At 45.6% G+C, this 14,258-nt stretch carries 14 protein-coding genes; 4 read left to right on the forward strand and 10 right to left on the reverse strand.

The features are described 5' to 3' along the window. Positions 1 to 54 precede the first annotated feature (54 nt). Both ACESZH_RS19370 and ACESZH_RS19375 read left to right on the forward strand, forming a co-directional pair. Complete coding sequence (locus ACESZH_RS19370; RefSeq protein WP_373218502.1) at positions 55 to 987, forward strand: diacylglycerol kinase family protein; 933 nt, start codon at positions 55 to 57, stop codon at positions 985 to 987. A 74-nt stretch (positions 988 to 1,061) separates the two neighbouring features. After that, positions 1,062 to 1,751, forward strand: a complete 690-nt coding sequence (locus tag ACESZH_RS19375; protein ID WP_373218503.1) for a phosphatase PAP2 family protein — start codon at positions 1,062 to 1,064, stop codon at positions 1,749 to 1,751. 63 nt (positions 1,752 to 1,814) lie between these two features. Here ACESZH_RS19375 and ACESZH_RS19380 read toward each other — a convergent pair whose 3' ends face one another. The 3 genes from ACESZH_RS19380 to sfsA are packed head-to-tail and all read right to left on the reverse strand — an operon-like array spanning position 1,815 to position 4,579. Continuing rightward, on the reverse strand, positions 1,815 to 2,831 hold the full coding sequence (locus ACESZH_RS19380; RefSeq protein ID WP_373218505.1) for a glycosyltransferase family 2 protein: 1,017 nt from the start codon (positions 2,829 to 2,831) through the stop codon (positions 1,815 to 1,817). Position 2,832: 1 nt separating this feature from the next. Then, positions 2,833 to 3,888 carry an A/G-specific adenine glycosylase gene (mutY, locus tag ACESZH_RS19385; protein WP_373218507.1) on the reverse strand — a complete coding sequence of 352 codons (1,056 nt, stop codon included), beginning with the start codon at positions 3,886 to 3,888 and terminating at the stop codon, positions 2,833 to 2,835. Next, on the reverse strand, positions 3,881 to 4,579 hold the full coding sequence (sfsA, locus tag ACESZH_RS19390; RefSeq protein ID WP_373218509.1) for a DNA/RNA nuclease SfsA: 699 nt from the start codon (positions 4,577 to 4,579) through the stop codon (positions 3,881 to 3,883). The genes mutY and sfsA overlap by 8 nt, the downstream gene beginning before the upstream one ends. Positions 4,580 to 4,702: 123 nt before the next feature. On the opposite strand from sfsA, the gene ACESZH_RS19395 reads away from it, so the two are divergent. Continuing rightward, a complete protein-coding gene (locus tag ACESZH_RS19395; RefSeq protein ID WP_373218511.1) occupies positions 4,703 to 5,323 on the forward strand; it encodes an HAD family hydrolase in 621 nt (206 codons plus the stop codon). 48 nt (positions 5,324 to 5,371) lie between these two features. Here the strand turns inward: ACESZH_RS19395 and ACESZH_RS19400 are convergent, their stop codons facing one another. From ACESZH_RS19400 to ACESZH_RS19430, 7 genes are all read right to left on the reverse strand, one after another. Further along, positions 5,372 to 5,665, reverse strand: a complete 294-nt coding sequence (locus tag ACESZH_RS19400; RefSeq protein WP_373218513.1) for a DUF3784 domain-containing protein — start codon at positions 5,663 to 5,665, stop codon at positions 5,372 to 5,374. A gap of 102 nt (positions 5,666 to 5,767) precedes the next feature. Continuing rightward, positions 5,768 to 7,645: a L,D-transpeptidase family protein gene (locus ACESZH_RS19405; protein WP_373218514.1), complete on the reverse strand. Its 1,878-nt coding sequence runs from the start codon at positions 7,643 to 7,645 to the stop codon at positions 5,768 to 5,770. Between the two features lie 199 nt (positions 7,646 to 7,844). Next, positions 7,845 to 8,798, reverse strand: a complete 954-nt coding sequence (locus tag ACESZH_RS19410) for a dipeptidase (RefSeq protein ID WP_373218515.1) — start codon at positions 8,796 to 8,798, stop codon at positions 7,845 to 7,847. 47 nt (positions 8,799 to 8,845) lie between these two features. Continuing rightward, complete coding sequence (locus tag ACESZH_RS19415; protein ID WP_373218517.1) at positions 8,846 to 10,186, reverse strand: MATE family efflux transporter; 1,341 nt, start codon at positions 10,184 to 10,186, stop codon at positions 8,846 to 8,848. Between the two features lie 182 nt (positions 10,187 to 10,368). Then, entirely contained in the window at positions 10,369 to 11,910 is a 1,542-nt protein-coding gene (gpmI, locus tag ACESZH_RS19420) for a 2,3-bisphosphoglycerate-independent phosphoglycerate mutase (protein WP_373218519.1), read from the reverse strand. Between the two features lie 96 nt (positions 11,911 to 12,006). After that, entirely contained in the window at positions 12,007 to 13,302 is a 1,296-nt protein-coding gene (locus tag ACESZH_RS19425; RefSeq protein WP_373218521.1) for a homoserine dehydrogenase, read from the reverse strand. Positions 13,303 to 13,423: 121 nt separating this feature from the next. After that, the gene (locus ACESZH_RS19430) at positions 13,424 to 13,654 is read right to left on the reverse strand and encodes a hypothetical protein (RefSeq protein WP_373218522.1); all 231 of its coding nucleotides are present in this window, start codon (positions 13,652 to 13,654) and stop codon (positions 13,424 to 13,426) included. A gap of 99 nt (positions 13,655 to 13,753) precedes the next feature. Between ACESZH_RS19430 and ACESZH_RS19435 the strand changes: the two genes are divergently transcribed. After that, complete coding sequence (locus tag ACESZH_RS19435; protein WP_373218523.1) at positions 13,754 to 14,023, forward strand: helix-turn-helix domain-containing protein; 270 nt, start codon at positions 13,754 to 13,756, stop codon at positions 14,021 to 14,023. Positions 14,024 to 14,258 lie beyond the last annotated feature (235 nt).

The raw sequence follows: 14,258 nt of genomic DNA on the forward strand, positions 1-14,258 counted from the left end.
CGACGGTATGAATGCTATTATAGGAATGATAATCTTTATGCCCAAGGAGGCAGTATGTATTACTTTATTGTAAACCCCAACTCCCGCTCCGGTGCCGGGGGCGTGATCTGGAACGAAATTCGCCGCGAGCTTCTTTTGAGAGGGATTTCTTTTGAGAGCTATCTTACCCGTTTTGTGGGACACGCGGTAACAATTGCTTCACGCATCACCAGCTCTGCCACGCCCGAAAATCCGGTTCATCTCATAACGGTAGGCGGGGACGGAACCATTCAGGAAGTGCTTACCGGTATTGTGGATCCTGACGCTGTGATATTCGGCTACATTCCCACAGGTTCAGGCAATGACTTCTGCCGCAGCCTGAAGCTTCCCCAGGAACCTATGGCTGCCCTGGATTCCATTCTGAAAGAAGAGCGTATCGTCAACATGGATATACCCTGTATGCTGCAGAATGGACGGAAATACCGTTTCGGGATCAGCACAGGTCTTGGATATGACGCAGCCGTATGCCAGGAGGTCCTCTCAACGCCTTTTAAAAAACATTTTAACCGTCTGAAGATGGGTAAACTGATCTATCTTTTTGTTGCTCTTAAGCAGCTTATGTTTCTGAATCCTGCACCCATGACGATCCGTATGGATGGGAACCGCACTTTCCATTACAGCCGGGTATATTTCACAGCAGTGATGAATCAGAAATACGAGGGCGGCGGTTTTATGTTCTGCCCTGCGGCAAAGGCTGATGACGGTATTCTGGATGTGATTCTGGTGGAGGGTGTCAGCAGGCTTAAGGTTTTATTTTGCCTGCCCACTGCTTTTTTCGGAAAGCACACCCACATAAAGGGAATACATATTTATCAGTGCAAAAACATAGATATTCATAGCAGTGTTCCCCTTCCTGTACACAGAGACGGGGAATCCGGCGGCATACAAAGTGATGTTTCTGTGTTTTTTGAAAAAAGAACTTTAAAAGTTATTATGCCTGTGATATAATCTCTTCGATTATCAGGAAACTTACAGGCAATGTTTTTATGTCCCGAACGGACATCTGTAAAGGAGTTGAAATTTTGGTTAGATTTACCAAAAAATACGGTCACGGTTTAGTAATCCTGATTTACAGCATCATTTATCTCATTCTGTTTGCTTATCTGGAAAACCGGACTGTGTATGGTTATCACGTTGTAGATACTGTTTTTGATGATCACATACCGTTTTGTGAATTTTTCATCGTACCGTACCTGCTGTGGTTTCCTTATATGATCAGCACAGTACTGTATTTTATATTCTGGAATGATAATAAGCGTGAATACTATCAGCTTATTTTAAACCTGATGATGGGCATGACTGTCTTTTTGATCGTATCCTACATTTATCCCAATGTCCTTCATCTTCGTCCCACCGAATTTCCAAGGGACAACATTTTTACGGATGCGGTTCGTTGGCTGTATCGTACCGATACTCCTACCAACGTACTTCCCAGTATCCATGTATTTAACTCTCTTGCCATCCACATGTCTCTCACAAACTGCGAGGCTTTAAGGGACCGCAAGGGTATACGCCGTGCTTCTCTGGTGCTGACGGTTCTGATCATCCTGTCCACCATGTTTTTGAAGCAGCATTCTGTTATTGACGTTTGTCTAGGTTCCACCCTAGCGCTGTTTGGTCATCTGTTCTTCTATCCGCAGAAGGCCCACGAAAGCTCCCGCCGCCGTGTTGCAGTTGCAGGCAACGGAAAAGGAAAACGCAGACATTTTTAAACAACTACAATTAAGGACCATGGAAACGCCGGTTTCCATGGTCCTTGCTTACTTGCTGTTCTTTTAATTAAATCCGTAAAATTTCTGGCTTATCTTGTAAGCTGCCACAGAAACCTTCCGTCCGCCTCTTCCCGGCAGGTTCATAAAGTTCCCCATCAGGCTGTGACGCAGCTTTCCATACAGCGTCCTGTTTGTGGTGCGGATGTATGACAGCAGCTCCTTTTTCTTCTCCAGCGCTTCCTCTGTGCCGGAACGGATCAGCATGATGGAGGAGATCGTGGTGATTATATCCAGGTAGCTGATCATATAGGCTCTTGTCCGCTTGTTCATGGGACCGCAGCTTGTGTAGGAATTTACCATCAGCTTGTTGACACGGATCTGCTGGTCGATCCTACTGATCATCACCTTTTCATTTACCGACTGGTCTTCTCTTCCGATAAAGTATCTGTAAAAATTCGTATCCAGATAATACATGTTCTGCACATAGGGCAGCGGATCAAAGGCAAAAATATTGTCCACATAGAAGGTATGCTCCGGCAATTCAAGCTTACAGTCAACCAGAAGCTGTGTCCGGTAGATCATGGAGTGCATCAGCAGATATTTGCCCTTTGGCATATGCTTTACATCATTCCAGGTAAAGATCTGGTTTACCGGCAGACAGTGGCGGTACTGCATCACTCTCTTTTTCGGTGCGCCCTGCTTTTCATATACAAAATTGCTGATAAGCAGGTCTACTGTCCGGGAGCCGCGGATCAGGTCCTCCAGGGTATGAAGGATCAGCTCATAGGATTCCTGATTTACCCAGTCGTCGCTGTCCACCACTTTAAAATAAAGTCCCTGGGCATTTTTGATCCCTGTGTTGACTGCAGCTCCGTGGCCTCCGTTTTCCTGATGGATGGCACGGACGATCGTAGGGTATTTCTCAGCATAAGAATCTGCAATTTCCGCAGTCCTGTCACTGGAACCATCATCCACGATAAGGATCTCCACTTCCTCGCCTCCCGGCAAAAGTGACTCGATACATTTTTCCATATAGCTTTCTGAATTATAGCATGGAATTGCGATGCTTAGTAATTTCATATCAAACAACTTCCTCCTTCATATATTTCACATACGCTCCAAATGCGGAGGGTATGGCATACTCCTTATCTGTCTCTTTCTTTTCTACAAACAAAATCTCCGGCTCCCTGGTCCGCTCCAGCGACGCCACGCGGATGAGATATCCTGTCATTCTCCACTCAATATGGGAAAAAATATGCTTTGCCTCCGGAAGCTTCTGTATATACAGTGGCTCCAGTTCCAGGCTCTCCGCATATTCCAGAGCTTCCTCCCTGGAGAGATGCCCTGGTCTGTTGGGCAGTTCATACAACCCTGCCAGAAGCCCTTTAGACGGTCTTTTGCGGATCGCAGTCCGCTCTCCGTCCTGAATCACCAGTACGGTACGGTTTTCCACTGTCCTGGACTTTTTCGGCGCCTTTACAGGGTACTTGTCCGTTGTGCCGTGAAGTCTTGCCTGGCAGAAGTCCTTTACCGGACATTCCTCACATTTCGGCTGCCCATTTGGAACACAGATCACTGCGCCCAGCTCCATCATAGCCTGGTTAAAATCACCTGGATGATCCTGCGGGATGATTTCCTGCAGATCTGCCTCTATTTTTTTCCGAAGAGACGGTTTCATAATGTCCTCGGAATTTTCCGTGATCCTGGTGACCACGCGCAGAACATTTCCATCCACTGCCGGAACAGGAATCCCATATGCGATGGATGCAATGGCTCCTGCCGTATATCTTCCTATACCTTTTAACGAAAGTAACTGGGAAAAGGATTCAGGAAGTTTTCCATTATATTCTTCTGTCATCTGTATTGCCGCCTGCTGCATGTTTCGAACGCGGCTGTAATACCCAAGTCCCTCCCAAAGCTTTAATAGCTTTTCCTCACGGCATTCTGCCAACGCCGGAATATCGGGAAGCTCTGTAATAAATCTTGTAAAATACGGCTTTACCGCCTCCACCCTTGTCTGCTGCAGCATGATCTCCGATACCCAGGTATAGTAGGCGTTATTTTTGTCCCTCCAGGGGAGAATCCGCTTATTTGCCCGGTACCAGGCAAGCAGCGCGCCTGTCATCTCCTCACGCATGGATCTGATCCTCCAGGTTTATGGGAACCGCATCCTGTATCTCAATCCTATCCGTTTCGATCATACAATCCCGGGCCAGGATGTGTACCCCTGCTTTTTTTGCTTTCTGTAAGGTTTCCCCAAACTCCCGGTGGGTATTCCAGTTTGGCTCAAACCTGATAATGCCTTTCATCTGAATAACAAATAGCAGGTATGCCTCATACCCATCCTCCATACAGCGTATCAGTTCTTCGATATGCTTTACACCTCTCTGGGTGGGGGCATCCGGAAAACGGGCAATGTTGTTTTCTTCCAGGGTCACGCCTTTTACCTCTATGAACGCCTTTCGCATGGATGACTCCACATACAGGTCAAACCGCGAATTTCCATAGGTTTTTTCCGTATATACGGTAACCTCCTCCGGAAAAAGGCCTCCTGCCATGATCCATTCCTTTGCTGCCTTATTCGGTATCTGGGAATCCATGTTGATCCAGCGTCCGGATTTATTTACACAGATCAGATCATATTTCGTCTTTCTGGCAGGATTGCTGCTCTCCTCCAGAATCACCTCTGCCTCCGGAACAAGAAGCTCCCTGCATCTGCCCGTATTTTTCACATGGACAGTCTCAATATGTCCATCCAGCCTGACATGGGCAATAAAACGGTTGGGACGATCCAGAAAAATACCGCGGACAATTTTATCGTATTTCATAAACTTTTTCCCTTCAATTGCAATATTTACATCATAACACAAAATCCGCAAAAATACAGTTGATTTTTTGTCTTTTCTTCGATAGAATGTGTTCTTAAGAATATATATTGAAAGGATATAGCAATGGACAGTATTATCTTCGATGTGGACGGTACGCTTTGGGATTCCACGGAAATCGTAGCCCATGCCTGGAATGAATATCTGAAGTCAGAAAATGTAGAGATCTCACTTACAGCAGATACGCTGAAGAGCTTGTTCGGACAGCTTCTCCCTGACATTGCCAGGAAGCTCTTTCCTGATTTTCCGGAAAATGAGCAGATGCGCCTCATTGACGGCTGTACGGAAGCGGAGCACCAGGCTCTTTCCAGACAGTGTGCGCCCGTTTATCCGGACCTTGATAAGGTTTTGGAAAAGCTATCCGGGAAATTTCCGCTTTTTATTGTAAGCAACTGTCAGGCCGGGTACATTGAACTTTTTCTGGAAAAAACCGGATTCGGTCACTATTTTACGGGTCATCTGTGTCCCGGAGATACCGGTGAAGCCAAGGCTGAAAATATCATGAGAATTGTCAGTGAGCATCATCTTTCCGCTCCTGTTTATGTAGGCGACACTGCCGGCGATTATAATGCCTGCCGGAAAGCCGGTGTTCCATTTGTCTTTGCGGAATACGGATTCGGTCAGGTTGACACACCGCAGTTTCGAATCAAAAAGCCTGCTGATCTGCTGGATATCTGCATTGGTTAAAATTCTAAAAAGGGTGCTGAGGTTTGATTTCAGCACCCTTTCATATTTTTATTTTCTGCATTTTGTTCTCAAATAGTAAATAAGAGTTCCAAAGATGACTATCAGCACTACGATGTAAATGATCTTTGCTGTAAGCCCTTCGGTGTACATATTGATCCCTGTGGCAATTCCAAGAAGGATCATAGCAATGCCGCCCGATTTCTCCATCTTTTTCTCATCGTATATCTTTTGTCTCAGCTCCGCATTTCCGCCCTTCATAAAAATATCTCCGTGGCCTGTTACCATCATAACGCCTACCACCAGCGCTACGATCGTCAATATCATATCAAAGGTTCTGTCCATTGTTTTATCTCCTGTATAGTTGTAACGATTAGTTACTATCCACAGTTAGCAACTGTGAATAGCAACTATGATTGACAAGGTTCCGTGAGTTCCTCATTTTATTTAATAGAAGCAGATGATCGGAACGTTATACTGAATGATGCTGTACAGCGCAGCCGCGCTGTCATAAGGCAGATTGATACATCCATGAGAACCGCCTGTCAGAAAACGGTCGCCACCGAAATACGGCTGCCAGGTAGCATCATGGAAACCGATTCCGCCGTTAAAGGGCATCCAGAAGCTTACCGGCTGTTCGTATTCATAGGTTCCATCCGGCTTCTGAGGTCCTCTCAGCACATCCGGGCTCTTTTTATTATACAAGGTGAAAATTCCCTCCGGTGTCTGACGGTCTGCATAACTCATATTACCGGAAACAAAGTCTGAATCAAAAATTATCGAACCGTTCTGATAATAGTACATATGCTGAACGCCCATATCCACCTCAATATAAGTGTTTCCAAGGTCGTTGTAGCCATGGGAGTTTGCGGTCATTTTGTAAACCGGATCTCTCGTAACCTGTGCTCCGGCGCGGATTTCCTCGGTAAGCTGTGCTACTTCCTCTTCCTGATTGATCTTCCAGCCATATGCGGAACCGTATACATAAACCGTTCTGCCGTTTGTTGTGTGGAACTCCCTCTGGGTTCCTACCGTGTCATGATCCTGTGCAAGCTTCGCTACAAATTCTGTAATATGCTGCTGGAAGGATGCGTCATCCTTTACAAGCTGACCCTTTTCGTCAAACTGCAGCCAATCCTTAAGGGTCGTACCATCCAGGGTCACTGTATTCTCCCCAAAGGTATAAGTAATGCTTGCCTTTGTATAATTGTTATACGCATCTCTGGTAGCCTGCAGCTCCTGGCTGTCGCTTGTCACATCTGCCTTTGCGTATACATCCTGAGCGGCATTAAAATCCACAGAGGTCTGGCTGCCGGAAATCGCTGCGTCAAGTGCCTTGTATGCTTCCTTTACTCTCAGCTTGCTTCCCTCTGTCTCCGGAACGATGGTAAACTCCGTCCCGCTCAAAGCCACGTAAGCATTTTCCGGCTCCACCTGGTTTTCAGGCTGTGCACAGCTTAGCTGCTTTACCTCAGTCTGAAGCAGGTTTTTGTCAAAGGTCACACTCTTTTCTGTGGTAAAGCTCTTTGTTTCAAAAAAGCCCCGAACCCATTCATATGGCTTCTGCTGCTTCAAAAGGTTTAAGACCTCGCCGTCAGACATATAACGGTAATTGATCTTGCTTCCTTCTATTGCCTGAGGTTCCAGATTTCTGGACATGACCTGAATGGAATAATTCTCAACCTGACTTGCTATAGCCTGCTCTGCCTCGTAAGCTGTCTTATGGGAGCAGTCAATGCCGTTAATGATCGTCCCTTCAAAAAATCGGTCGGAATAATAGTAGGTAACGGCTCCATAAGCGCATACAACAGCTCCTGCCATCATGGCAACCACAAGCCCTGCAACCTTAAGGCCTTTAAATTTTTTCTTTTTAGCAGGAAAAACTGCAGGCTCTAATTCCTCATCCGAAATCGGCACATAAGTAATTTTCTTCGGTCTGGCAGATTTCGGTGCTGCAGGTCTGTATTCTTTTTCCGGCTGTGAGGCGGCTTTTCCCTTTTTTGCTTTTTTTCTGCGGGAACGGTTAGGATCTGTTTCGATCAGCTCTACCTTCAGCTCCGGTCTGTCCTCATCGTCCGGGAGATCGTCGAAATCCATATCATATTCCGATTCTTCTCCGTCCTCCAGTTCATCCCATTCCTCATCGTATTCCTGCTCATCCCATTCTTCGTCTGCCTCTTCAGCCGTATCTTCATCGTCATATTCTTCATCAATGGGAGTATCTTCCTGCTCATCAGGGTCTTCCACGATCCGGTCCATGGCTTCATTTATTCTTTCCTCAATGTCTCCAGGACTGCCCTTTTCTCTCTTTTCTTCGCTGCTCATCTATATACTCTCCTCAAATTTATCTAAGTGTCCAGGCCTATATTCTCACTAACCTCATGCTGCGCCTAACGGCTTGCATTCACTAAGTGTTCATATTATACCACATAATTACGATTATGCACAAAAAAATGTGTCAGGATTATTTTATCCCGGCACATTTATTTTATCCGAAAAGCACAGCCATATTGTAATATCCGCTTTACAAGATTTCTTTCATCACGCGCAGCGCATTGTCCTGCCACATTTTGTCAATAACGCGTGAAGACATTTTATGATTTTGAAGCGCTTCTTTTAAACGCCACAGCTCATCACAGCTATTGATCTGCAGCTTTCCGCTGATTCCGTCAAAATCCGTCCCCAGCGCCAGCACATCCTCGCCGCCTACCTGGTAAATATGTTTTATGTGATGAAGCATATTGGAAATACTGCTCTTTTTATCTGCGCCCAAAAAATCCGGACAGAAATTCAGTCCGATCACGCCGCCCTTTTCTGCAATAGCTTCAATCATTGCATCCGTAAGATTTCTGGAGTGAACGGTAATAGAGCGTGAATTGCTGTGGGAAGCAATAAAAGGCTTTGTCGCATGACGCGCCACATCCCAAAATCCGCCGTCTGAAAGATGCGAAACATCAATGATCATACCAAGACGGCTCATTTCCTCGATCACTTCCATTCCAAAGGGCTTCAGTCCATTTGACATAACCTCCGGGTCGCCGGAATTCGGATATCCGATATCATTCTCATGATTCCAGGTAAGTGTGATAAGCCGGATTCCTCTGTCATAAAAATGATGCAGATGTTCCAGACTGCTGCCTATTGCAGCGCCGTCCTCCAGCGTCAGGAGCGCTCCCACCTTTTTCCGCTCTATACAAACTTCAATATCATCGGTGCCGCACACAGGAATCATACGCTCTCCGCAAAGCTTTATATTTTTTTCAAAAACGTCTATCATATGATTTGCTTTTTTGAATGCCATTTCCCTCCGGAAAGGCATGGGATAGACTCCTGCATCAAAAAAAGTGGAAAAACACTGAACCAGTGAGCCTGCTTTTTCCAGGCGTTCCAAATCTACGCTGTATGGATTGTGCACAAGATCCCCCTTGTGTATGGGCATCGCAAGCCTTGATATGGTATCACAGTGTAAATCGATCATCTTTTTCGTTCCTCCCGGGTTTCCCCAATTTTTCTCTTAGATGTATTTTACAGGCGAAGTTTTTTCTTCATATCCTTCATTACAAAGAAATACATGAAAATCAACAGCGTTGTTGCCACGATCCAGGCAACCGGACTTGCCATACATGCAAGGAAATAACTTTCCTTCTTTGCTGCTATAACGGCTGTCACACCTCGACCCACAAGCTCTGCCACGCCTGACAGCATCGGCAGAAAACCATAGCCCATGCCTTGAAATCCATTGCGGTAACAGTTCACAATATACAGCGGGATCATGAAACATCCCACGCATTTCAAATAGGTATGAACCATTGGAATAACTGTATCAACGTTATCAGAAATAAACAGGTAGGAAAAATATTTCCCCCAGAGGATCAGAATCGCCCCTGTTATCACTGCATAGATGACACCGATCACATCTGCTGAACGAAATCCCTGTCGAACATTTTCCAGCTTTCCGGCTCCGATATTCTGTGCATTATAGGTAGATACGGCTGTTCCTAACGCCACAAAAGCCTGTGCAAAAATATTTTCGATTTTACTTCCCGCTGTAAACGCAGCCACAGGATAGGCGCCCAGAATGTTCAGAGCGGACTGTACCATCATGGCCCCGATCGCTGTAATGGAAAACTGCAGCCCCATGGGGATTCCCAAACGGATCTGGTTTCCTGCAAGTTTTTTCCGGAATTTCCAGTCATCCCGGCAAAGATGAAGCTCCGGAACTGCCTTGATAATATAGAGCAGACAGAGCAGACCGGAAACGCCCTGTGAGATCACAGTGGCCCATGCCGCACCTGCTGCACCCATGTGAAAAACAACGATAAATACCAGGTCAAGAACTATATTCAAAAGCGCTGACAGGATCAGAAAATACAACGGTATTTTGCTGTTTCCCAGGGCGCGCAGAATACTTGCAAGTATATTGTACAGCACCTGAGCGAAAATACCGCCGCAGATGATCATAATATACGAGTAGGCTTCCTGAAATATATCCTCCGGCGTATTCATAAATTCTAACAGCGAACGCATCCCAATCATACTGACTGCTGTCATGATGATCGATACCACAACAGATAAAATTGCTGCATTTCCCACGGTCTGGCGCATTTCGTCCATTTTCCCTGCACCGAACTTCTGGGATGTGAGTACGGTAAATCCTGTCGTCAATCCTAGCAGAAATCCAAGGATCAAAAACATAATGGTTCCCGTAGAGCCCACTGCTGCCAAAGCCTTGGTCCCCACGAATTTTCCTACAATAATGGCATCCACCATATTGTAGAACTGCTGGAATACATTCCCGATAAATACAGGAATCATAAAGTTGAGTAAAATTTTCATCGGTTTCCCGACGGTCATGTCTGTCTGCATTCCAATATCCTCCGTACAAAATCGCAAAATTTGCTGTGCCATATCATTTCGCACGAGAGGGATTATAGTAAAAAACAACTCTTGTTGCAAGTCCTCTTTTTTAAAAACGCAATTTTCTCTGAAATTACAAAAACCCCTGTAAAAACAGAGGTTTTTGTTGTGATTATCACGAATTTTCTTACTTATTTTTCAACCAGCAGAGAGGTTCCAGTCATTTCCTTCGGCTGCTCCATACCCATAAGCTGGATCAGAGTCGGAATGATGTCTGCCAGACAGCCGTTCTCACGAAGTGTATATTTCGGGTCTGCATTTACCAGGATAAACGGTACCGGGTTGGTGGTATGTGCGGTGAATGGCTCTCCGGTGTTGTAATCAACAAGCTGCTCAGCGTTTCCATGGTCTGCGCAGATAAACATCTGTCCGTCAACTTCCTTGAGTGCTTCCACAGCTCTGCCCACACACTCGTCAACAGCCTCGACAGCCTTGATAGCTGCCTCCTCTACGCCTGTATGTCCAACCATATCCGGGTTTGCAAAATTGATGATGATCACATCATATTTGTCAGATTTGATGGCCTCTACCAGCTTATCGCATACCTGCGGTGCGCTCATCTCAGGCTGCATATCATAGGTAGGAACCTTCGGGGATTTTACAAGGATTCTCTCCTCGCCTTCATTCGGCTCCTCAACGCCGCCGTTAAAGAAGAAGGTAACATGTGCGTATTTCTCAGTCTCAGCGATACGTGCCTGTGTCATTTTATGTGCTGCCAGGTACTCGCCAAAGGTATTGTGCAGCATTACCTTGTGGAAGGCTACCATTTTATTCGGAATGGTGTCATCGTATTCAGTAAAGCATACATAAGTCAGATCAAGTCTCGCGCCTCTCTCAAAGCCGGTGAAATCGTCAGTGCAGAATGCTCTTGTGATCTCACGTGCACGGTCAGGACGGAAATTGAAGAATACTACGGAATCTTTGTCAGAAATGGTGGTCACCGGTTTTCCGTCTTTTTCCATTACGGTAGGCAGAACAAATTCGTCAGTCTTGCCGTTGTCGTAGGAAGCCTGTACAGCCTCTGCTGCATCAGTGCCTTTAACTCCCTCACCTTTTGTCAGAGCCTTGTATGCAAGCTCCACACGGTCCCAGCGGTTATCACGGTCCATTGCGTAGTAACGTCCGGAAACAACACCGATCTCTCCTACGCCGATTTCCTTCATCTTTGCCTGAAGCTCCTCGATGTAGCCTTTTCCGGATGCCGGAGGTGTGTCACGTCCGTCCAGGAAGCAATGCACATAGACCTTCTCCAGACCTTCTCTTTTTGCCATCTCAAGAAGTCCGTAGAGATGGGTGTTATGGCTGTGTACGCCGCCATCGGAGAGAAGTCCCATGAAATGGATGGAAGAATTATTCTCCTTTGCATTTTTCATAGCAGCAAGGAGCGCCTCATTTTTAAAGAAATCGCCGTCCTGGATTTCTTTTGTGATTCTGGTAAGCTCCTGATATACGATGCGGCCTGCGCCCATGTTCAGATGTCCTACCTCAGAGTTGCCCATCTGTCCGTCAGGAAGACCTACTGCAAGTCCGCTTGCATAACCTTTTACAAACGGATATTCCGCCATCAGCTTATCCATAACAGGAGTCTTAGCCTCGTATACGGCGTTTCCCTCATGCTTGTCATTCAGGCCATATCCGTCAAGAATCATTAAAACAGTTGGTTTTTTGCTCATAATGCTCTCCTTTATCTGTGATTGGATTTTCGTTTTGTTTTTTCATCTACTTATATATAGTACCAAAAATCTAAGATTTTGCAATTCCAAATTTCATTATTTTCCGTACACACGAATGGTACGGGAAATCTTTTTCACTGAGCTTCGGTTGGAAAGCTCCTCGATCGCTGTCTTAAAATCGCCCTCCCGGACCTTCGCTGTAATGACCACGACCTCAGCACAGCCATCGTCCAATGTGTCACGCTGGATGATCTGAGCTACACTCACATGATATTTTGCAAAAACCTCTGTCATCTCTGCCAGAACACCGCAGCGGTCCTCTACGTGAAGACGCAGGAAGAAACGACTGTGGGCATTCTCCATTTTTTTCACCGGAAGGTTCTTGTAGCATGTACATCCGATACGTCCACTGCAGTCTGCCTGGATGTTGCGTACAATATCAAACACATCGCCCACAACAGCGCTGGCAGTAGGAAGCTGTCCTGCTCCCCTTCCAAAAAACATGGCATCCTCCACAGCATCTCCGTTTACAAATACGGCATTATAGGAATCATTTACCGTGGCAAGAGGATGGGTGCTTGGAATCAGCATGGGGCATACATATGCCTCGATGCCTTCATCGGTGTTGCGTGCCACGCCAAGAAGCTTGATGGTACATCCCATTTCCTTTGCGTAGCGGATATCCTTTGCTGAGATCTTGGTGATCCCCTCAATATATACATCGTCAAATACTACTCTGGAGTTAAAAGCAACGGATGCCAGTATGGCTACCTTACGTCCGGCATCAAGGCCATCAATATCCGCCGTAGGATCTGCCTCTGCATAGCCAAGCTTTGTTGCAAGGGCAAGGGCATCCTGAAATTCCATTCCTTCCTGACTCATCTTCGTCAGGATAAAGTTTGTAGTTCCGTTTACGATTCCCATAACCTCGCTCAAATGATTTCCGGCAAGGCACTGCTTCAGCGGACGGATGATGGGAATTCCGCCTGCCACTGCTGCTTCGAAAAGGAAGTCTGAATGGGAAGCCTCCGCGGCATCCAGAAGCTCCTTTCCGTTTACAGCGATCAGGTCCTTATTTGCAGAGACTACATGTTTTCCTGCTTTTAAGGCTTCTGTAATGTAGGTTTGGGCAGGATTGATACCGCCCATCACTTCAATCACGATTTTTATGGAGGAATCTGTGATGATATCTTCCCAGTTATTTGTCAGGATTGACGGATCATCCACCTTTGCCGCTGCTTTTTCCAGATTCCGCACAAGGACCCTGGTGATCCTGACCTTACAGCCGATTTTGGCTGTCATCTCATCCTCCTGCATTTTTAACACTTTATATACGCCCGTTCCCACGGTTCCAAGCCCTAAAAGGGCGGCGTTTATGACTTTTTCTTCCATCGGAGGCTCCCTTCTGTTCTCGACCTTCTTTTTTCGGCGGTATGATCTTACCGCGCTTTGGCTTTAATAGTAGGGCAGAAACAGATTTTTGTCAAGTGCAACGGCTCAGATAACTTTGCTGTCAGGGCTCCGATTCCTTTTCCTCCAGTTTTTTCTGCAGATACAGAATGTAATGAATACAGGCACACCCAAAGCCGGATATCATGATGGAAAAAACAGCAGCCTTTATCATATAGATCTCCGCTGCACTTTGTTCTACAGGTGCGCCTGCTACCATGTTGTAGAACAACACCAGTGCAATATGGATGGTCAGGACCCCAGAAACAAGTATTTTCACAAACTTTTTCATCATACTCTCCCTTCTGTAGTGTCTTTATAAACACACTATTCTAATTTCAATTTTACAGTAATAATGAGTTTATAGCAAGAACAAAATGGACAGGATATAAACATGATCAATTATGACCCATTATGGGAAACGATGAAAAAACGTCATGTTTCGCAGTATGATTTATACACACATTACGGCATCAAGCGTTCTCTTCTCCACAGACTCCGCAAGAATATGAATGTAGAAATCTATACACTGGATAGGTTCTGCAGTATTTTGGACTGTAATATTGAGGATATCGTACAATATGTACCGGATGATAAAGCTGGAAAAAAGCTTAAAGACGCTGCTGAAGACGATGACAAAGCATCCCCGGATAAAAATAAATAGACTGTTATGTCGGGAAATACTTAAAGGGATTAGTTTCGGCTCTTGCAGAACGTTTTGTACTTGTTCATATCAGAGACACTGAGAAAATTACAGCGCCCCCAGAAATAGGGGGCGCTGTCTTAAATTTACTGATTATTTGTTGTAGTTAACGATTTCAACGGTAGTGTAAAATAGTTTGTGTTTCTGGTAAAAAATAACTCTTTTTTGGTAAGAATTCAGATATGACAATTCTTAT

The sequence above is a fragment of the Ruminococcus sp. 5_1_39BFAA genome, from assembly GCF_964240875.1.
In the GTDB taxonomy this organism is placed as follows: domain Bacteria; phylum Bacillota; class Clostridia; order Lachnospirales; family Lachnospiraceae; genus Blautia_A.

What these genes read in the sequence shown, in the direction of transcription:
- ACESZH_RS19400 (WP_373218513.1), bottom strand. Translation starts at nt 5,665, where the DNA reads ATGGACAGAACCTTTGATATGATATTGACGATCGTAGCGCTGGTGGTA.
- ACESZH_RS19430 (WP_373218522.1), bottom strand. Translation starts at nt 13,654, where the DNA reads ATGATGAAAAAGTTTGTGAAAATACTTGTTTCTGGGGTCCTGACCATC.
- ACESZH_RS19370 (WP_373218502.1), top strand. Translation starts at nt 55, where the DNA reads ATGTATTACTTTATTGTAAACCCCAACTCCCGCTCCGGTGCCGGGGGC.
- ACESZH_RS19425 (WP_373218521.1), bottom strand. Translation starts at nt 13,302, where the DNA reads ATGGAAGAAAAAGTCATAAACGCCGCCCTTTTAGGGCTTGGAACCGTG.
- ACESZH_RS19405 (WP_373218514.1), bottom strand. Translation starts at nt 7,645, where the DNA reads ATGAGCAGCGAAGAAAAGAGAGAAAAGGGCAGTCCTGGAGACATTGAG.
- ACESZH_RS19415 (WP_373218517.1), bottom strand. Translation starts at nt 10,186, where the DNA reads ATGCAGACAGACATGACCGTCGGGAAACCGATGAAAATTTTACTCAAC.
- ACESZH_RS19380 (WP_373218505.1), bottom strand. Translation starts at nt 2,831, where the DNA reads ATGAAATTACTAAGCATCGCAATTCCATGCTATAATTCAGAAAGCTAT.
- mutY (WP_373218507.1), bottom strand. Translation starts at nt 3,888, where the DNA reads ATGCGTGAGGAGATGACAGGCGCGCTGCTTGCCTGGTACCGGGCAAAT.
- ACESZH_RS19410 (WP_373218515.1), bottom strand. Translation starts at nt 8,798, where the DNA reads ATGATCGATTTACACTGTGATACCATATCAAGGCTTGCGATGCCCATA.
- ACESZH_RS19395 (WP_373218511.1), top strand. Translation starts at nt 4,703, where the DNA reads ATGGACAGTATTATCTTCGATGTGGACGGTACGCTTTGGGATTCCACG.
- gpmI (WP_373218519.1), bottom strand. Translation starts at nt 11,910, where the DNA reads ATGAGCAAAAAACCAACTGTTTTAATGATTCTTGACGGATATGGCCTG.
- sfsA (WP_373218509.1), bottom strand. Translation starts at nt 4,579, where the DNA reads ATGAAATACGATAAAATTGTCCGCGGTATTTTTCTGGATCGTCCCAAC.
- ACESZH_RS19435 (WP_373218523.1), top strand. Translation starts at nt 13,754, where the DNA reads ATGATCAATTATGACCCATTATGGGAAACGATGAAAAAACGTCATGTT.